This window comes from Spirosoma fluminis, from assembly GCF_054778895.1.
Genome location: NZ_BAAGZD010000005.1, coordinates 64,705 through 80,216, shown reverse-complemented (window position 1 = coordinate 80,216; position 15,512 = coordinate 64,705). Strand labels below are relative to the sequence as shown.

Below are 15,512 nucleotides of genomic sequence, written 5' to 3'. Positions count from 1 at the left end.
ATCTTCAATACGTATAAGACAAGTACTATGCGTTACGCTTGATTAGGAGATACACCGGATAGCTGACCGCAATAAAGGCCAGAGCGTACAAACTGCTGGAAAAGTCGCCGATGACTACGCCCAGCAAAAACGCCAGCGATGCAATCAGTAAGGTCCAGGTAGAGAACGGATAGCCCCAGGCCCGAACGGGTCGGGCCAGTTCCGGTTCGGTTTGCCGTAGCCGAATCAGCGAGGCAAAGCCGGACGCGTAACAGAGCACAAAAAAGAACGTAGCAATATCCGATAGTTTGCCGTACGTATTGGTTAGAATCATCAGGGTTGAGGCACCGGCTGTCAACAACGTAGCGTATATTGGCGTACCGCCCGAGTTGACGTGGGTAACAAAGCGAAAGAACAGCCCATCGCGACCGATGGCGAAAATCACGCGCGGGTTGAACATGATCTGAGCGTTGATAATTCCCATGATCGAAATCATGAGCAGGAACGTAACGATCTGGGCACTGCCCGGCCCAAACAGGCGTTGTATGGCATCGGCAGCGGGCAGCTTCGAACCCGCCAGATCCTGCACTGGTAAGACGTAGAGTAAGGCAATGTTTACCAGGACGTAAATTCCGATAATCAACAGGACTCCGCTGATCATCGACCGGGGCAGGTTGCGGCTGGGGTCAACGTCTTCCTCCGTAAAATAAGCCGCTGTGTGCCAGCCGTCATACGTATAAAAAACGGCTTGTAAAGCCGCCAGAATACCAACCCACAGACCGCCTTCGGCCAGTGGACGTATCGTCTGGGCAGAAACCGGTGCCGACTGATCCGGCGAAATGGTAAAACAGACAATAACAAAGGCTAACAGACCGACGGCCTTCAAAACGCTCATAACCTCCTGCGATCGGCTCGCTAATCGGACACCGACGGAGTGGAAAGCGACAAAAGCGGCCAGGATACCAATGGCCACCACTTTCTGGTAACTGACCAGCGAAGGAGCTATCAAGCCGATGTATTCGCTCATCACGGCCGCCCCAAATGCCATCGCGGAGACGCTGCCCAGCCAGCTGCTGATGCCGATGATGAATCCGGGATAATTGCCGAACGCCCGTCGGGTGTAGACGTACCAGGCCCCGGCTTTGGGAAGCATAGTGCCCAGTTCCATAACCGATAGTGACCCTACCAAGGCGTAAACGCCAACCGCTAACCAGACCGCAATAATGAGGGTTGGGCTGCCAATATCTTCGGCAATGGGACCGGGTTTGCGTAGGATGCCGGTTCCGATGGTGCCGCCAACAGTGACCGCTACGCCGAAGCCGACGCCCAGCAACTTCTTTAATTGATTTTGTGCCATAGTCGTGCGGATATTAATCCGCCAGGGTGCGCTGACAAGTCCGGAAAGGTTTCAATTAGTACTACACGCAAACAATGATAGCAAAAAACGGGATGCTATCCTGGGGATTTCGGGCTGCTTTCCGGTTTTTCGTATGTTTGTCGATATGAAAACCTACTTGTTTGTTTTCGTAGGTGGCGGTTTGGGGAGTTTGCTCCGGTACGTTGCGGGGCGGTTGATTCCGGCCACACTTGGCAACCATCCATTCCCCACGCCAATCCTGCTGGTGAACCTACTGGCGAGTGCGGTGCTGGGAACCGTTGTGGGCTGGGGACTGAGCCGCTCGGCCGGCGACGATCTACGACTGCTGGTTGGGGTTGGATTTTGTGGTGGATTAAGTACGTTTTCGAGCTTCAGCAACGATACTGCGACCTTGTTGCAGCACGACCGGACAGGCGCAGCCTTGCTTAATATTGGTCTGAACGTTGTACTGTGCCTTGTGGCTTCATTCAGCGGTTTATGGGTCGGGCAAAAATTATGAAATTATTTCCAACACTATCGAACGCAGAAAAGCCGCCGAATGGCTCGTCGTCAGCTAATCAATCCGGCCGATTTGTGTTTTTGGTTCTTATCCTAATGACTTCATTTTCTGTGCAGGCACAAGACATCGCACGTCGGCTTCACGATGCGTACGAAACGTATAAAGAGAAAACGCTGACGCATCGGCGGTTCAAACATAAAGACATTGTACCATTACTGACCGCTTTAAACGGTCCAATGACGGTGAGCCAGGTGGGGCAATCGCTTGAGAAGCGGGCAATCTATCAGGTTCAGGCGGGTACGGGGCCTAGTAAGGTGTTGCTGTGGTCGCAGATGCACGGCGACGAAGCTACTGCCACCATGGCCCTGTTCGACATCTTTAATTTCCTCAAAGCCTCGAACGATGGGTTTGAGGAGCTTCGGCGGTCAATTCTCGAAAAAACGTCTTTGTATTTCGTGCCCATGCTCAACCCCGACGGAGCCGAACGTTTTCAGCGTCGCACGGCTACCGACATCGACATGAACCGCGATGCCTTACGGCTACAGACGCCCGAGGGAACCATTCTTAAAAACCTGCAGCAGACCCTTAAGCCACTCGTTGGGTTCAACCTGCACGACCAGAATCCACGCTATAGTGTGGGCAAAACCGGAAAACAGGCGGTCGTGTCGTTTCTGGCTACGGCCTACGATGAAGATCGTAACATCAACGACATCCGGCAGAGATCCATGCAGTTGATTGTCGGCATGAATCGCGTGCTGCAACAGTTTGTGCCGGGGCAGGTCGCGCGCTACGACGATGAATTCGAGCCGCGGGCATTCGGCGATAACATTCAAAAATGGGGAACAACTCTACTTTTAGTTGAATCGGGCGGCTACAAAGGCGACTCGGAAAAAATGGCTATTCGGCGGCTCAACTTCGTCGCCATCCTATCGGCCCTGAGCGCCATTGCCGACGGTACGTATAAGCAGGAGAACATCGCCGACTATCAAGCTATTCCGGAAAATGGCCGGACTTTGTTCGATGTATTGATCCGTAACGCCACCGTAATGCGGGAAGGGCAGCCGGTGATTGTTGACGTGGGGATCAACCAGGTTGAAGAGAATGATGAGTCGGCGGCTACGTTCCAGTATAAAAGTACCATTGACGACATCGGCGACTTATCCACATTTTACGGAATCGACGAGATCGACGCGACCGGCTTAACACTGGTTCCTGCACGCGTTCACCGTGATACGCTGGAGAATATCGCTGAGGTAGGTAAGCTTGACCTGGATGCGCTCCGGCGCGAGGGTGTGCTGGCGTTCAGGGTACGTCAGCCCCAAAGAGGTGGTTTCCCGACTCAGCCGATGCATATATTATATGAAGGAGAGTTACCCGCTCAACCTATGCAGATCGGGCAAATTCCAACCTTTCTGCTCATGAACGGCAAGCAGATTCAGTACAGTTTTATCAATGGTTTCTGGGCGAGTAAGGCCCTGAACATAAGCCATTACAAGAACGGTATTATAGACTGAAGCAGAACAGAATTTCAGTTCTGATTACGCGGAAAGGCCTTGGTTGACCGCTTCGTGAGGTAAATTGCAGTCTGTTACGTTGCTGTTAAATAATTGACTCCTAATGAGTTGTTTAGAGGGGTAAACATAATTCAAGCGTAATGTTGGCATAACGTTGACGTAATATTGGGCCGGTAGCTTTGCGGTGCGAAAGCGATACCAGAACCAATATGAAACGTAACGTATTACTCATTCTATTTTCTCTCTTCACTACGGCCGTCCTGGCCCAGACCGGTACCGTCCGGGGAAGCATCAAAGATGCGAAAACAAAAGAAGCGTTAATTGGCTGCACTGTCCGGATCGACGGAACGGAGTTGGGAGGAACCACCGACATAGAAGGCAATTTTGCACTGGCCAATGTACCCGCCGGAGCCCAGAAAGTTGTTATCTCCTACGTATCGTATAAGACAAAAGAAATTCCGAATGTCCGGGTTGAGTCGGGTAATACAACGGCCATCGAAACCGAACTTGACGAAGAAGGAACGGCACTCCAGGAAGTGGTAGTAAGAGCCAACCGGGCCACGAACACCGAGGTAGCCGTTATCACGGAAATCAAGCAGATGAAACCGATTGCGGTGGGTATTTCGGCCATGCAGATTCAAAAATCGCAGGACCGCGATGCAGCCGCAGCCATTCGCCGGGTGCCAGGCGTTAGTATCGTCGATAACCGGTTTGTCCTGATTCGTGGTCTTGGCACTCGCTACAATAACGTACTAATCAACGATGTCATCGCGCCTTCGACCGAAGTTGAGTCGCGCTCGTTCTCGTTCGATATTGTCCCCAGCAACATCCTTGACCGGATGATTGTCTATAAATCTGGTTCGGCGGAGCTTCCTGGCGATTTTGCCGGTGGTGTCATCAAGATTTATACGAAACGTCGGCCTGAGCAGAACTTCACCGACGTTGGCGTTACCGTAGGATACCGGGCAAATACTACCCTCCAGAATGTTCAATCGCACGAGCGAGGGGGCTTAAATTTATTGGGTCTTTGGGATTCCAGGCAACAGATTCCGTCGAGCTTTCCAAAAAGTGCCGCCGAGTTCAACAATTTAAGCTCGGTGCGCCGTGCTTCGTACGCTCGTTTACTGCCTACTAATTGGGGATTGAAAAATGTAATGGTTTCGCCGGATATACGGCTTGCTATTAATACGGGTCGGCGGTTTGATATTGGCAATGTACGAGTCAGCAATCTGACGAGTGTCAACTACGCGGTAACGAACCAATTTTCAAACGTTGACCTGAAGCTGTACGAAAACACCACCGCTAACGACGTTCAACAACAATATAACGATGCTACGTACGCACGAGGCACTCGATTAGGCCTGTTGCATAACTGGACGTTACGTTTCTCGCCAGCCTTCACCTTGGAGTGGAAAACCCTGTTCAATCAGCTAAGCTCTACCGAAACAGTTGTCAGAAATGGTAGCTATGTAATTGATGGGGTTGATATTCAGAGCTTCTCAGAACGCTTCGAGAACCGCAGTATCTTAAATACGCAGGTAGCGGGCGAACACACCCTCAGCGAACTAAGCAAGGTAAACTGGATCGCTAGTTACAGCTACTCCGGTCGTTGGGAGCCCGATTGGAAACGCGCTCAGTATACCCGTACGCAGGGGGCCGTTGGAGTTGATGGTCAGCCCGAACCATTCCGGCTTAACATTCCTGTACAACCTAACCCGCTTAACGTTGGTCGATTCTACTCGAATCTGAACGAACAAGTTGGTTCGTTGGTGGGCAACTACGAGCATACGTTTGGTAATCCAGTCGACCGCGAGCCAAACCGCATTCGGGCGGGTTTTTATGGTGAACACCGAAACCGCGATTTTGCCGCCCGTTTCTACGGGTACGAACGGGTAGGTTTAATCAATAACGTTAGTGGGCTTGGTATTGGAGACGTATTTTCTCCCGAAAACGTAACGGGTAGAGAAGGAAGCTTCAGCCTTCTGGATGGTACGGTCAATAACGACTCGTACAACGGCAAGACGACCTACGCGGCTGGATACGTATCAGGCGATTTCAACTTTGGCGCACGGGCAAACTTAACGCTTGGTTTCCGGGGCGAATTCTATAACCAGACGCTGCGATTGGCTCAGGCGACTAATAACTTAGTGGATAATAACATTTTCAGCCCCTTACCTTCCGTCAACTTTACGTATAAACTGACCGACCGGCAAAATTTACGGTTCGCGTACTCGTCGACGGTGAACCGACCTGAGTTGAGAGAGCTGGCTCCCTTCCGATACTATGATTTTGCCCGTCAGCTTGAAGTACGAGGCAACACGGCACTGAAAACGGCTACGATTCAGAACTTCGACCTGAAGTACGAGTTCTATCCGACGCCAAACGAATTAATCTCGATTACTGGATTTTACAAAGACTTCACCAACCCGATTGAGTCGTTCCTGATTCCGATTCCCGGTGCCTTCCAGTTCACATTCACCAACGCTATTGCGGCCCGAAACTATGGAGTCGAAGTAGAATTCCGGAAAGGATTTGCCAACTCAAGCAGTGCGTTTCTGCAAAACCTTCAGGTAGTTGGTAACGCGTCCTACATAAACAGCCGGGTGACGACGGGCGAATTTATCGAAGCGACCGGACCAAGTGGAGCCATCGAACGCTTCGGTAACAGTACGGATCGGAACCGGGCCTTAGCCAACCAGTCGCCTTATCTTATCAACCTGGGACTGTACTACGCCAATCCTACTTCTGGATGGCAGTATAACCTGCTCTATAACGTAGCGGGACCACGTATCTTCTTAGTGGGAAATATTGACGACCCCACCACCTATGAGATGCCCCGGCATGTGGTTGACTTCAACATCAGCAAAACCTTCAAAAAGCAATTTGAACTGCGACTAGGCATCCAGGACATTTTCAACGCACCGTTCCGCTACGCGCAGGACTTCAACGGAGATCGCAAAATCGGAAAAGACGTCACCTCACGTAGCGCCAATGCGGACCAGAATTATATAAACTATCGACGTGGCCAGTACGTAACCCTAACCGGAGTGTACACCTTCGGCCGACGGACCATTGTGCCTTAATCAATAAGCTTCACCCAAAGTACAGTAAATTCAAACCAATCCATTCTATGCAGTTTCTTAAACGTTTCCAGTATCTTTTGCTTCTGGCAACAGGTCTGACGGTAGGCATCTCTGCCTGTAAGAACGATGACCAGCCAACACCGGATCCGCTATCCATTACGTCCATCAACCCAACGTCAGCACCTATTGGCGCTTCGATTGTTATTACTGGAACAAGTTTCAATGCAACACCAGCCAGTAACACGGTTGTATTTAGCGGCAATGCGGCTGCGCAAGTTACGGGAGCCAGCCCATCATCGCTGACCGTACTAGTACCGGCCACTGCCCAGAATGGTCCCGTTACTGTTACGTCGGGGGGGACTACCGTGCAATCGCCTTCCACCGCAAATTTCACGTTAGCGAATCGCCCGGTTGTAACATTGCCAAATTCGATAACGGCAAATATGACCTTATCGCCGGGTACTATCTACCAGCTTCGGGGCTATGTATACGTAAGAAGTGGGGTAGTATTAACCATTCAGCCTGGCACAATCGTTCGTGGCGGTAATCAGAGCCAGGATCCGGAAAATCAAAACCACGCGGGTACGTTAATCATTGAACGAGGTGCCCGTATAGAAGCCCGCGGTACAGCGCAGGCGCCTATTGTGTTCACATCGGGTCAGCCAGCGGGCTCGCGCAAGTATGGTGACTGGGGTGGCATCGTATTGATTGGCCGGGCTCCTGCCAACCAGGGAAGTGACCGGGCATTCGAAGGGGGTATCGCTGGTACATTTGATGCGACCCTGAATGCTGCAGACGATAATTCAGGGACACTCCAGTACGTTCGAATTGAATTTCCGGGTGTTGCTTTATCCGCTACGCCGAACAGTGAAATCAACGGGTTAACCTGCTATCAGGTAGGTTCAGGTACCACAATTGACCACGTGCAGGTTTCGTACAGTGGTGACGATGCATTTGAGTGGTTCGGCGGTACAGTAAACGCTAAATATCTGGTTGCACACCGTACATTCGATGACGATTTCGATACGGATTATGGCTACACAGGTAAGGTTCAGTTTGGTGTTGCCCTGCGTGATCCTAATGTCGCTGACCAGTCGGGATCTGAAGCGTTTGAATCGGATAACTTTGATCCCGGTGTACCAGTTGTAGCTGGTCGGCCACAAACGGCGCCGATATTCGCTAATTTCAGTGCGTTCGCTTTTAATCCAGGCGTACCAAGCAACGCCAATACGGCGGGTGGCTCAGGCGCCTACAGAGCAGCTATGCATTTGCGTAGAAACACGAAAATCAGCATCTACAATACGGTTTGTACTGGTTTTCCGGAGGGTTTACGTTTGGAGGGTACAACGGCTGGTACGTTAGCGAACATCAACGATAGCAGCCTCGACCTGCAAGGGATTGTGTTTGGCAATTCGGAAAATCCTGGTTCAACAACTGCCGTACGTGGCATAGGGGATATCACGACAGCCGCTGCTCAGGCTTACTTCAACGCGGCTGCGCGTAAAAATCAGATTTTACCAACTGACATTATGCCCTTGTTACTGAATGCTCAGAACTTTAATCTGACGGCTCCTAACTTCCTGCCACAGGCTGGTTCACCTCTGCTGGACGCTTCAAAAGCAGTCACTGGTGGTAAACTGGCGGATTCGTTCTTCACACCTGCTCCTTACCGGGGTGCTTTTAATAGCGAAAACTGGTTGGCGGGCTGGACTAATTTCAACCCCCAAGACACAAACTACGATCAATAGGTAATCAATTTAATTTCATATTGGTGTCGCACGAAAGGGCCGGAGCTTTGCTCTGGCTTTTTTCTTGCAGGAGTCTGCGCAGGTGCAGCGGCTTAACGAAATAAAGTGAGAAATACCCGTGCGATACATCACAGCCAACCGATTGTTGTGGTAAGCGGTACGTATATACCTTGCTAAAGCAGGCACGAAAGTTGTTTATATTATGAGATATTTGTTACCTAACGGCCTTCAATTCGTCTAACATCTACTTAGTCCATGAACTTTTGGACTATATATGTGCGTTTGGGAGTAAGCCATTAGGCGCGTTTATTAGCAGTGCCAGGACCCACACCACTTAGCACATTTTTTGTAAAAGACAGCTAAGATTTTGGCTGATTGTTAAGAGCTTACTAATTTGGCCTCGTGTAGAGTATATACTGTACACAGGTAGTCCTTACCAAATCACTATAACCCTCTTAGGCACCGTAACAATGATCTCTAAGAAAGCTAAGTACGCCATCAAAGCCCTCAAGGTTTTGACTGAAGAGTACGGGAAAGGCCCGGTACTGATTTCCTATATTTCGGCGAAAGAGAACATCCCGAAAAAATTCTTAGAGGCCATCCTGCTGGAACTTCGGAATCATGGTATTCTGCAGAGTCAGAAAGGTAAAGGGGGAGGTTACCTGCTTCGTGTCGATCCGGGCCGGGTTAATTTAGCTCAGGTTCTGCGCGTCATTGATGGGCCGATTGCGCCAACGCCCTGTGTGTCGTTTAACTTCTACGTGAAGTGCGACGACTGCACCGACGAAGTAGCCTGCGCCCTGAAACCAATTATGGAACGCGTTCGCGATGCGAACCTCGGTGTGTATGAAAATACAACGTTGCTCACGTTCCAGGACCCATCTTCACTGGAAACAAAAGAAATTCCGATTGGGGCTAAAGCTGCCGAACTGGTAGAAGCTCCAGCCAACCGGATGTCGGCATAAGCTGAAGTTATAAAGTTATCGGGTTGTAAAGTTGTATAGTTAACTGGTAGCAGAACCGACTATATAATTTTACAACCCGATAACTTTATACCTAAGCTACTCCGGTTGATGCTCTTTCCGCAATAGGTCGTTTACCGTTTTCACCGGGTTAAACGTAATCAGCGGAACTTCCACAAAAAGCGTAGTCCAGTCGGCCATAGCACCGTTCCAGAGGCCGGGTAGCTCCTGGGCTTTCAAATCTTTGCCGTCCTTTGATTTTGCCGTAATAAAGCCCGTCTGCGGATCGCGGAAAGCAGGCAGATCGTACTTGCGGCCGTGCTGATCTTTCAGGCCACAAACCAGGTCTACCGGATTAAAATGGGTTGCCTCATCAAAAATGGCTTTCTGACCGGAGTCGTTCAGATCAATCTGCGCGGACTCAATTACCTGTAACGATACGGACCCATCCTGATTTTTGGCCCAGAACGGTCCTCCGCCGGGTTCGCCCACGTTTTTAACCATACCGCATACCCGGACCGGCCGATCTAATTTTCTACGAAAATAATCGGCCTGTTCGGCTTTCGAAAGCGATTCAAATCCGTCGGGTGGTATCGTAAAGAGCGTCCGTCGGAACAACTCATCGGCCTCGGCCAGGTAGCCATCGCTTATCTCATCTGACTCTGTGAGCAGGTTCTGCAACCGCGCAATCTGCTGCTGCGTGTCGAGCAGTACAGCCGCCAGCACCTTTTTATACGTAACGGTTGGCTCCTTAATGTCATCGGGCACTACGTTGTCAATGTTCTTAATAAAGACAATGTCGGCATCAATGTCATTGAGGTTTTCAATCAGCGCACCGTGTCCGGCCGGCCGGAACAACAGCGATCCATCCGGATTACGGAAGGGCGTATTGTCGAGATTTACCGAAATCGTGTCCGTTGACTTTTTCTGCTCGGAAAAGCTGATGTCGAACGTAACCCCAAGCCAGGCTTCGTAATCGGCTTTTTCCTGCTCAATTAATTGTTCGAAACGATCCCGGTGTTCGGGCGATACGGTAAAATGAATCTTGACTGTGCCGTCGGAATTCGCGTAGGCAGCGCCTTCAACCAGATGCTCTTCAACGGGGGTACGGGGCGCATCAGGATAGCGGTGAAATTTAAGCAGACCTTTGGGCAAACTGCCGTACTCAAGTCCGTCTTCCGTCAACAGATAACGGAGCACGGTCTGCCGGTCGTTCTCGGCTACCGCCTTGTCCAGATCCAGACCGTCTTCGGCCATAACCGTCTTTAAATCCTCGTAAAACGCAAAGTCGGTCAGCCGGGCAAACACCTCATCGGTTGCCTTGTCGTACTTGCCATCGAGGGCAGTAAACAAAGATTTAAACATCCGGGTGGCGGCTCCCGACGCAGGTACAAACTTGACCAAAGCGCGTTCGTGAGCGGCTTCGTCAAAGCGCCGGATGTACGTTGGCAACTGGTCTTCGTCAATGCGAACGATACCATCGCCAACGGTGGCGGCTTTGATCACATTCAGGTAGGGAAACCCCTGAACAAAGTGTTGTATTTGCTGATCGATCTGGTCGAGGGAGGCACCCTGCGCCAAAATCTGGTCTTGATCTTGTTCAGAAAACTGCATGGAATACACGGGAATAGTCATTATAAACAGCTAGCAAATTGTATATTTCAACAACGTGACGCAAATCAAACTTACTTATTAAGTCAATGTAGGGTGGGTAATTACTTACCGGGTCGCGTCAGTTACCTTTGTGTCAAGATGAAATTAATTGCTTTCGACGCCGACGATACGCTCTGGGTGAATGAGCCGAATTACGTAAATGTTCAGCAGCGGCTCTGCAACATGTTGTCGCATCATGTTGATCAGGACACCTTGACCCAACGGTTCTACAACACGCAAATCCAGAATCTGCAATTGTTCGGCTATGGCGCAAAGGGCTTTACACTGTCGATGATTGAAACGGCCATCGAACTAACGAATGGAGCCGTTAACGGGCATGAAATTCAACAAATCATTGACGTAAGCAAAGAGCTTCTGACGTTTCCAATCGACGTGCTCGAGGGCGTTTCCGACGTACTGGAGTCACTGTCGAAGCGGTACGAGCTGATGGTATTGACGAAGGGTGATTTGTTCGATCAGGAGAGTAAGATTGCTCGGTCCGGGTTAGGTCATTTTTTCAGTCATGTCGAAATTGTCAGCGAAAAAAACGAACAAGCGTACCAGCGTATTCTCAACCGGTATGGCGTAAAGCCGGCGGAGTTTCTGATGATCGGCAATTCGCTGAAATCGGACGTATTGCCCGTTCTTAATATTGGCGGCCATGCCATTCATGTTCCCTACGTCATTACCTGGGCGCATGAACGCGTAGACGAGGACCGTCTGGCGGGTAAATCGTTTACGACGCTGGAAGATATACGAGACGTATTGAACTGGTTAGAGGCTATGACCGCGTCTGAGCCGCTTAATTCCTTAACTCACCGAACGTTTGGGGACTGACAGAATTGTCAGCTGTTTGATTGATAGATGAATTGCTGATTATTTATTGCTCATCCTAACCGGTAATAACAAACGCGTCAGCATCCAGATTAGCGGGGAAGGCCGAACGGAACGCTTGCAATTCATCCAAAGAGAGCGTTTGCTGGTGTACTACCTCGTTGTCGGTTTCCCGAAACAAAACGTCTCCTTTGAAATTTATGACAGCCGAGTCACCGCTGTAGTGGTGTTGATTGCCATCCTGCCCTACGCGATTTACACCAACGACATAGCTTAGATTCTCGATCGCCCGCGCCTGTAACAGTACGTTCCAGGGGTTGCGCCGAACGGCAGGCCAGTTCGCGACGTAAAGCAGCAAGTCGTAGTCGAACTGACCGAGCGTTGTGGTGTTCCGGCTCCAGACGGGGAAGCGCAGATCGTAACAAATGAGGGGGCAAATCCGCCAGCCTCTCCACTCTTTCACAATACGTTGGCTACCAGCTGTGTAAATGCCATCTTCGCCCGCCATGCGGAACAAGTGACGCTTATCATACGTATCGAATTGTCCATCGGGCTGCATCCAGATCAGACGGTTAAAATAGTGTCCGCCTTCCTGCACAACGTAGCTACCCGTAACAACCGCATTAGTTTGCGCGGCCATTTGCTTTAGCCACCGAAATGTGGTCAGGTTCATAGGCTCCGCCACCGATTTGGCGTCCATCGTAAAACCCGTGGTAAACATTTCGGGCAGTACAATCAAGTCGGTTGGTTCAGGCAACGAAAAGATATGCTCCTCCAGCATAGCTCGATTGGCCACCGGGTTATGCCAATACAGATTGGTTTGAAGGAGCGTAACGTGCATGAACGTAGGAGACGAGAGAAACAGTAAGAGTATAAGACTAACGCTTTTCTGCTGCTTCTTTAATGAGGGAATTTCATTCGATATTCGGCGTCGGTCTTCCCTTTTGTAATATCGGTAAGTTTTTTCCGGATGAGCTGACGGCGAAGCGGAGGCAGATAGTCGGTGAAAAGTTTACCGTCAAGGTGGTCGTATTCGTGCTGGATAATGCGAGCCGCCATTCCGTCGTATTCTTCCTCGTGTTCGTTCCAGTCGGTGTCGAAGTAACGGATGACCACGATTTCGGGCCGGAACACTTCCCCCCGGATACCCGGTATACTCAGGCAGCCTTCTTCAAAACCCCAATCTTCACCAGCTTCTTCGATAATCTCAGGATTGATGAACACTTTTTTGAACCCGATCAGGCTTTTGTCAATGTCTTCTTCGGGTTCGTCTTCGTTGATCGGCTGCCCATCAACTACGAACAGGCGGATGCTCTGCCCGACCTGCGGAGCGGCTAAGCCCACACCCGATGCGGCATACATCGTTTCGAACATGTTTTCGCTCAATGCTTTCACGTCGATTGAGCCGGGTTCAATATCCTTGGCCCGTTTCCGCAAAACGGGGTCGCCGTAGGCAATAATTGGGAGAATCATACTAGTTGTGAATATCTAAACTGGGATTCGCCGGATTGAGTATGGTGAACAGGATATTGGTATTCGCTTTCGTCAAAGCAAAATGCTGCTCATCTGTTACATCCTATAAATTCCGGTTGAGACGGTTACTTTCCATATACGACTGAAGAATAATGGTCGCACTGACTTTGTCAATGTTCCCTTTTTCGCGTCGGTCTTTCCTGGTACTTCCGCTGGCAATCATGGCTTGTAACGCCATCGCTGACGTAAAACGCTCGTCATGCCAATAAACCGGAATATCCGGCAAAGCGTTCTGCAAATGCGTCACGAACTTCCTGACACGGGGCGTATTATCCGTGTCCATACCATCCAGGCGCTTGGGTAAACCGACTATAAACGCTTCGACCGGCTCACGTGCTACGTAAGCTTTAAGAAACTTCAGCAGCTCGTGCGAAGCGACCGTTTCCAACGCCGAGGCAATGAGCTGCAGCGGGTCCGTAACGGCAATGCCGGTGCGCTTGGCACCGTAGTCGATTGCTAGAAGTCTGGCCATTTCAGGGGCAAAGGTACAAAAATTAGACGATGGGTAAGGGCATAACGCTTAGGTCAAATTTTCTGTTGCCCTACAGTCTTCCCTGTATTTTCTCCCCCTGCGCCTTTCGCCAGTTGTCAACATCCTCCCAAGTATCGAGGTCAATATTGGCCAACGGGAAGGAAACCTCGGCGCAGTCGTCAGGATATTGGCGAATTAACTTTCGGGCACCTATATCACCCGAAAGCTGCATAAAATCAACGCTGTACCGAATGTCAAATAAGGCCGGGACACCCAAAACGCCTTGGGCAGCGTTTCCTGGCTCTGCGTAACGACTGGCAATGATACCCTGACCGGTTTGCTGCCTGACCGCAATAAGCTGACGTAATAAATCAGCCGTTATAAATGGTTGATCGGTTAGCAGAACGAGAAAGGCATCAACGGGCTCCGCGGGTATAGCCGTTAAGCCCGTTCGCAGGGAAGCGGCCAATCCCTCACGCCAGTTTTCATTGTAAGTAATGAGCAGGGGTAAGCTGTCTAGTTCAGCTTCAATCCGTTCGCGATTTGCCCCCACGACGACCACCACAGGGCCAGCCTGTAGGGATAAGGCTTCCTGGGCAATCCGTCGAATTAGAGTCTGGCCATCATAATGTAACAACTGTTTCGGCTCACCGCCTAACCGGCTTGAGCTACCGGCTGCCAGAATAAGGGTGGCAATGCTCATGCCTCCGAACTAACCGCATCGGCCTGCCGACGTTGTGCTGACGCATTGCCCGACAGCCGCTCATGGATAGGGCCGGGAATATCCCGTAAGAAACCGCCCGACCTTTTTGCAAAGAAAGCTCTAACCTCGGCAATGATTGACAAGGCAATCTCGTCGGGCGTCTCTGCACCCAGGTCCAGACCAATAGGCGCGTGGACGCGGTCGATTTGTGCTTCCGTAAGGAACAGATTGCCTTTCTCGAATTCGGCCTGCATCTTTTCAAAGCGCTTCCTGGGACCCAACATGCCGATGTAAGGAATGTCAGTGCCAAGTAGGGATTGCAATACAGCGCGGTCGTAATTGAAGTTGTGCGACATCAGAACGGCCGCCGTGCGGTTGGTGATGGTAACCTGATCCAGCACCGCCGTTCGATCAGCGTACAGCACACAGGTGGCCACCGGAAACCGCTTGGGTGCCAGATGCGCCACGCAATCGTCGGTAACCGTTACCTGCCAACCGAGTTCACGGGCGAGTTTCGCAACGGGTATTACGTCGTAGCCTGCCCCGAAGATGATTAGTTCAATACCCGGATCGATGCGCTCGATAAAGACCTCAACATTACCTTGTTCTACTGAATAAGACTTCGTAAGGGGCTTTCCTGTACTAAACACGTTCTGCGTGTCGGCAAGCAGCCAATCGGGTACAAACTGGTTGTTGTCCTGCGTAAGCGTGAAGCGGTTTCCGGGTTGAAAACCGCTTTGTTCACTTTTTAGAACTGTCGCTAAGGCGCGGACATCGCGCTTTTGCACAAATTCGGATAAGACAGCAACTGGATTCTGCTCGTTTGTCGGGTCGATCGGCTCAATCAATACGTCGATAATGCCGTTGCAGCCCAGCCCAACGCCGAAACTATTGGCTCCATCATCCATGGTGTCATACGTAACAACAATGGGCTCTTTATCGAGCATGACCTGACGGGCTTTTCGCAGGGCATCCCCTTCCAGGCAGCCACCACTGATAGCGCCTTCCCAGCGGCCATCGTCCGTAATGAGCATGCGGGCACCAGGCCGACGGTACGACGAGCCTTCTACCCAAACCACCGTAGCTAAAGCGGCTTTGCGCTGGGTAAAATCGATTTGTTCGTAAACTTCCAGAATTCGACTTATTTCTTTCAT

The 15,512-nt window shown here is 50.7% G+C and carries 13 protein-coding genes; 6 read left to right on the top strand and 7 right to left on the bottom strand.

What is annotated here, in order from left to right:
* Positions 1–25 precede the first annotated feature (25 nt).
* Complete coding sequence (locus ACYVBJ_RS10235; RefSeq protein WP_460982202.1) at positions 26–1,336, bottom strand: APC family permease; 1,311 nt, start codon at positions 1,334–1,336, stop codon at positions 26–28.
* Positions 1,337–1,481: 145 nt separating this feature from the next.
* On the opposite strand from ACYVBJ_RS10235, the gene crcB reads away from it, so the two are divergent.
* From crcB to ACYVBJ_RS10210, 5 genes are all read left to right on the top strand, one after another.
* The gene (crcB, locus tag ACYVBJ_RS10230) at positions 1,482–1,856 is read left to right on the top strand and encodes a fluoride efflux transporter CrcB (protein ID WP_460982201.1); all 375 of its coding nucleotides are present in this window, start codon (positions 1,482–1,484) and stop codon (positions 1,854–1,856) included.
* 95 nt (positions 1,857–1,951) lie between these two features.
* On the top strand, positions 1,952–3,370 hold the full coding sequence (locus tag ACYVBJ_RS10225; protein ID WP_460982200.1) for a M14 family zinc carboxypeptidase: 1,419 nt from the start codon (positions 1,952–1,954) through the stop codon (positions 3,368–3,370).
* 209 nt (positions 3,371–3,579) lie between these two features.
* Positions 3,580–6,453: a TonB-dependent receptor gene (locus ACYVBJ_RS10220; protein ID WP_460982199.1), complete on the top strand. Its 2,874-nt coding sequence runs from the start codon at positions 3,580–3,582 to the stop codon at positions 6,451–6,453.
* Positions 6,454–6,500: 47 nt separating this feature from the next.
* A complete protein-coding gene (locus ACYVBJ_RS10215; protein ID WP_460982198.1) occupies positions 6,501–8,201 on the top strand; it encodes an IPT/TIG domain-containing protein in 1,701 nt (566 codons plus the stop codon).
* 470 nt (positions 8,202–8,671) lie between these two features.
* On the top strand, positions 8,672–9,166 hold the full coding sequence (locus ACYVBJ_RS10210) for an RrF2 family transcriptional regulator (RefSeq protein WP_460982197.1): 495 nt from the start codon (positions 8,672–8,674) through the stop codon (positions 9,164–9,166).
* A 96-nt stretch (positions 9,167–9,262) separates the two neighbouring features.
* Here ACYVBJ_RS10210 and ACYVBJ_RS10205 read toward each other — a convergent pair whose 3' ends face one another.
* Positions 9,263–10,777, bottom strand: a complete 1,515-nt coding sequence (locus ACYVBJ_RS10205; RefSeq protein ID WP_460982196.1) for a DUF4301 family protein — start codon at positions 10,775–10,777, stop codon at positions 9,263–9,265.
* 138 nt (positions 10,778–10,915) lie between these two features.
* On the opposite strand from ACYVBJ_RS10205, the gene ACYVBJ_RS10200 reads away from it, so the two are divergent.
* On the top strand, positions 10,916–11,653 hold the full coding sequence (locus ACYVBJ_RS10200) for an HAD family hydrolase (RefSeq protein WP_460982195.1): 738 nt from the start codon (positions 10,916–10,918) through the stop codon (positions 11,651–11,653).
* Positions 11,654–11,708: 55 nt separating this feature from the next.
* Here ACYVBJ_RS10200 and ACYVBJ_RS10195 read toward each other — a convergent pair whose 3' ends face one another.
* From ACYVBJ_RS10195 to ACYVBJ_RS10175, 5 genes are all read right to left on the bottom strand, one after another.
* Entirely contained in the window at positions 11,709–12,491 is a 783-nt protein-coding gene (locus ACYVBJ_RS10195; protein WP_460982194.1) for an amidohydrolase, read from the bottom strand.
* 59 nt (positions 12,492–12,550) lie between these two features.
* A complete protein-coding gene (gene def, locus ACYVBJ_RS10190) occupies positions 12,551–13,123 on the bottom strand; it encodes a peptide deformylase (protein ID WP_460982193.1) in 573 nt (190 codons plus the stop codon).
* 103 nt (positions 13,124–13,226) lie between these two features.
* A complete protein-coding gene (gene ruvX / locus ACYVBJ_RS10185) occupies positions 13,227–13,655 on the bottom strand; it encodes a Holliday junction resolvase RuvX (RefSeq protein ID WP_460982192.1) in 429 nt (142 codons plus the stop codon).
* A 70-nt stretch (positions 13,656–13,725) separates the two neighbouring features.
* Entirely contained in the window at positions 13,726–14,358 is a 633-nt protein-coding gene (locus ACYVBJ_RS10180; RefSeq protein WP_460982191.1) for a nucleotidyltransferase family protein, read from the bottom strand.
* Positions 14,355–15,512, bottom strand: a complete 1,158-nt coding sequence (locus ACYVBJ_RS10175; RefSeq protein ID WP_460982190.1) for an XdhC family protein — start codon at positions 15,510–15,512, stop codon at positions 14,355–14,357. The genes ACYVBJ_RS10180 and ACYVBJ_RS10175 overlap by 4 nt, the downstream gene beginning before the upstream one ends.

Excerpts from the sequence above, each read along its gene's own strand:
- ACYVBJ_RS10235 (WP_460982202.1), bottom strand. The coding sequence starts at position 1,336 with ATGGCACAAAATCAATTAAAGAAGTTGCTGGGCGTCGGCTTCGGCGTA.
- crcB (WP_460982201.1), top strand. The coding sequence starts at position 1,482 with ATGAAAACCTACTTGTTTGTTTTCGTAGGTGGCGGTTTGGGGAGTTTG.
- ACYVBJ_RS10225 (WP_460982200.1), top strand. The coding sequence starts at position 1,952 with ATGACTTCATTTTCTGTGCAGGCACAAGACATCGCACGTCGGCTTCAC.
- ACYVBJ_RS10220 (WP_460982199.1), top strand. The coding sequence starts at position 3,580 with ATGAAACGTAACGTATTACTCATTCTATTTTCTCTCTTCACTACGGCC.
- ACYVBJ_RS10215 (WP_460982198.1), top strand. The coding sequence starts at position 6,501 with ATGCAGTTTCTTAAACGTTTCCAGTATCTTTTGCTTCTGGCAACAGGT.
- ACYVBJ_RS10210 (WP_460982197.1), top strand. The coding sequence starts at position 8,672 with ATGATCTCTAAGAAAGCTAAGTACGCCATCAAAGCCCTCAAGGTTTTG.
- ACYVBJ_RS10205 (WP_460982196.1), bottom strand. The coding sequence starts at position 10,777 with ATGCAGTTTTCTGAACAAGATCAAGACCAGATTTTGGCGCAGGGTGCC.
- ACYVBJ_RS10200 (WP_460982195.1), top strand. The coding sequence starts at position 10,916 with ATGAAATTAATTGCTTTCGACGCCGACGATACGCTCTGGGTGAATGAG.
- ACYVBJ_RS10195 (WP_460982194.1), bottom strand. The coding sequence starts at position 12,491 with ATGCACGTTACGCTCCTTCAAACCAATCTGTATTGGCATAACCCGGTG.
- def (WP_460982193.1), bottom strand. The coding sequence starts at position 13,123 with ATGATTCTCCCAATTATTGCCTACGGCGACCCCGTTTTGCGGAAACGG.
- ruvX (WP_460982192.1), bottom strand. The coding sequence starts at position 13,655 with ATGGCCAGACTTCTAGCAATCGACTACGGTGCCAAGCGCACCGGCATT.
- ACYVBJ_RS10180 (WP_460982191.1), bottom strand. The coding sequence starts at position 14,358 with ATGAGCATTGCCACCCTTATTCTGGCAGCCGGTAGCTCAAGCCGGTTA.
- ACYVBJ_RS10175 (WP_460982190.1), bottom strand. The coding sequence starts at position 15,512 with ATGAAAGAAATAAGTCGAATTCTGGAAGTTTACGAACAAATCGATTTT.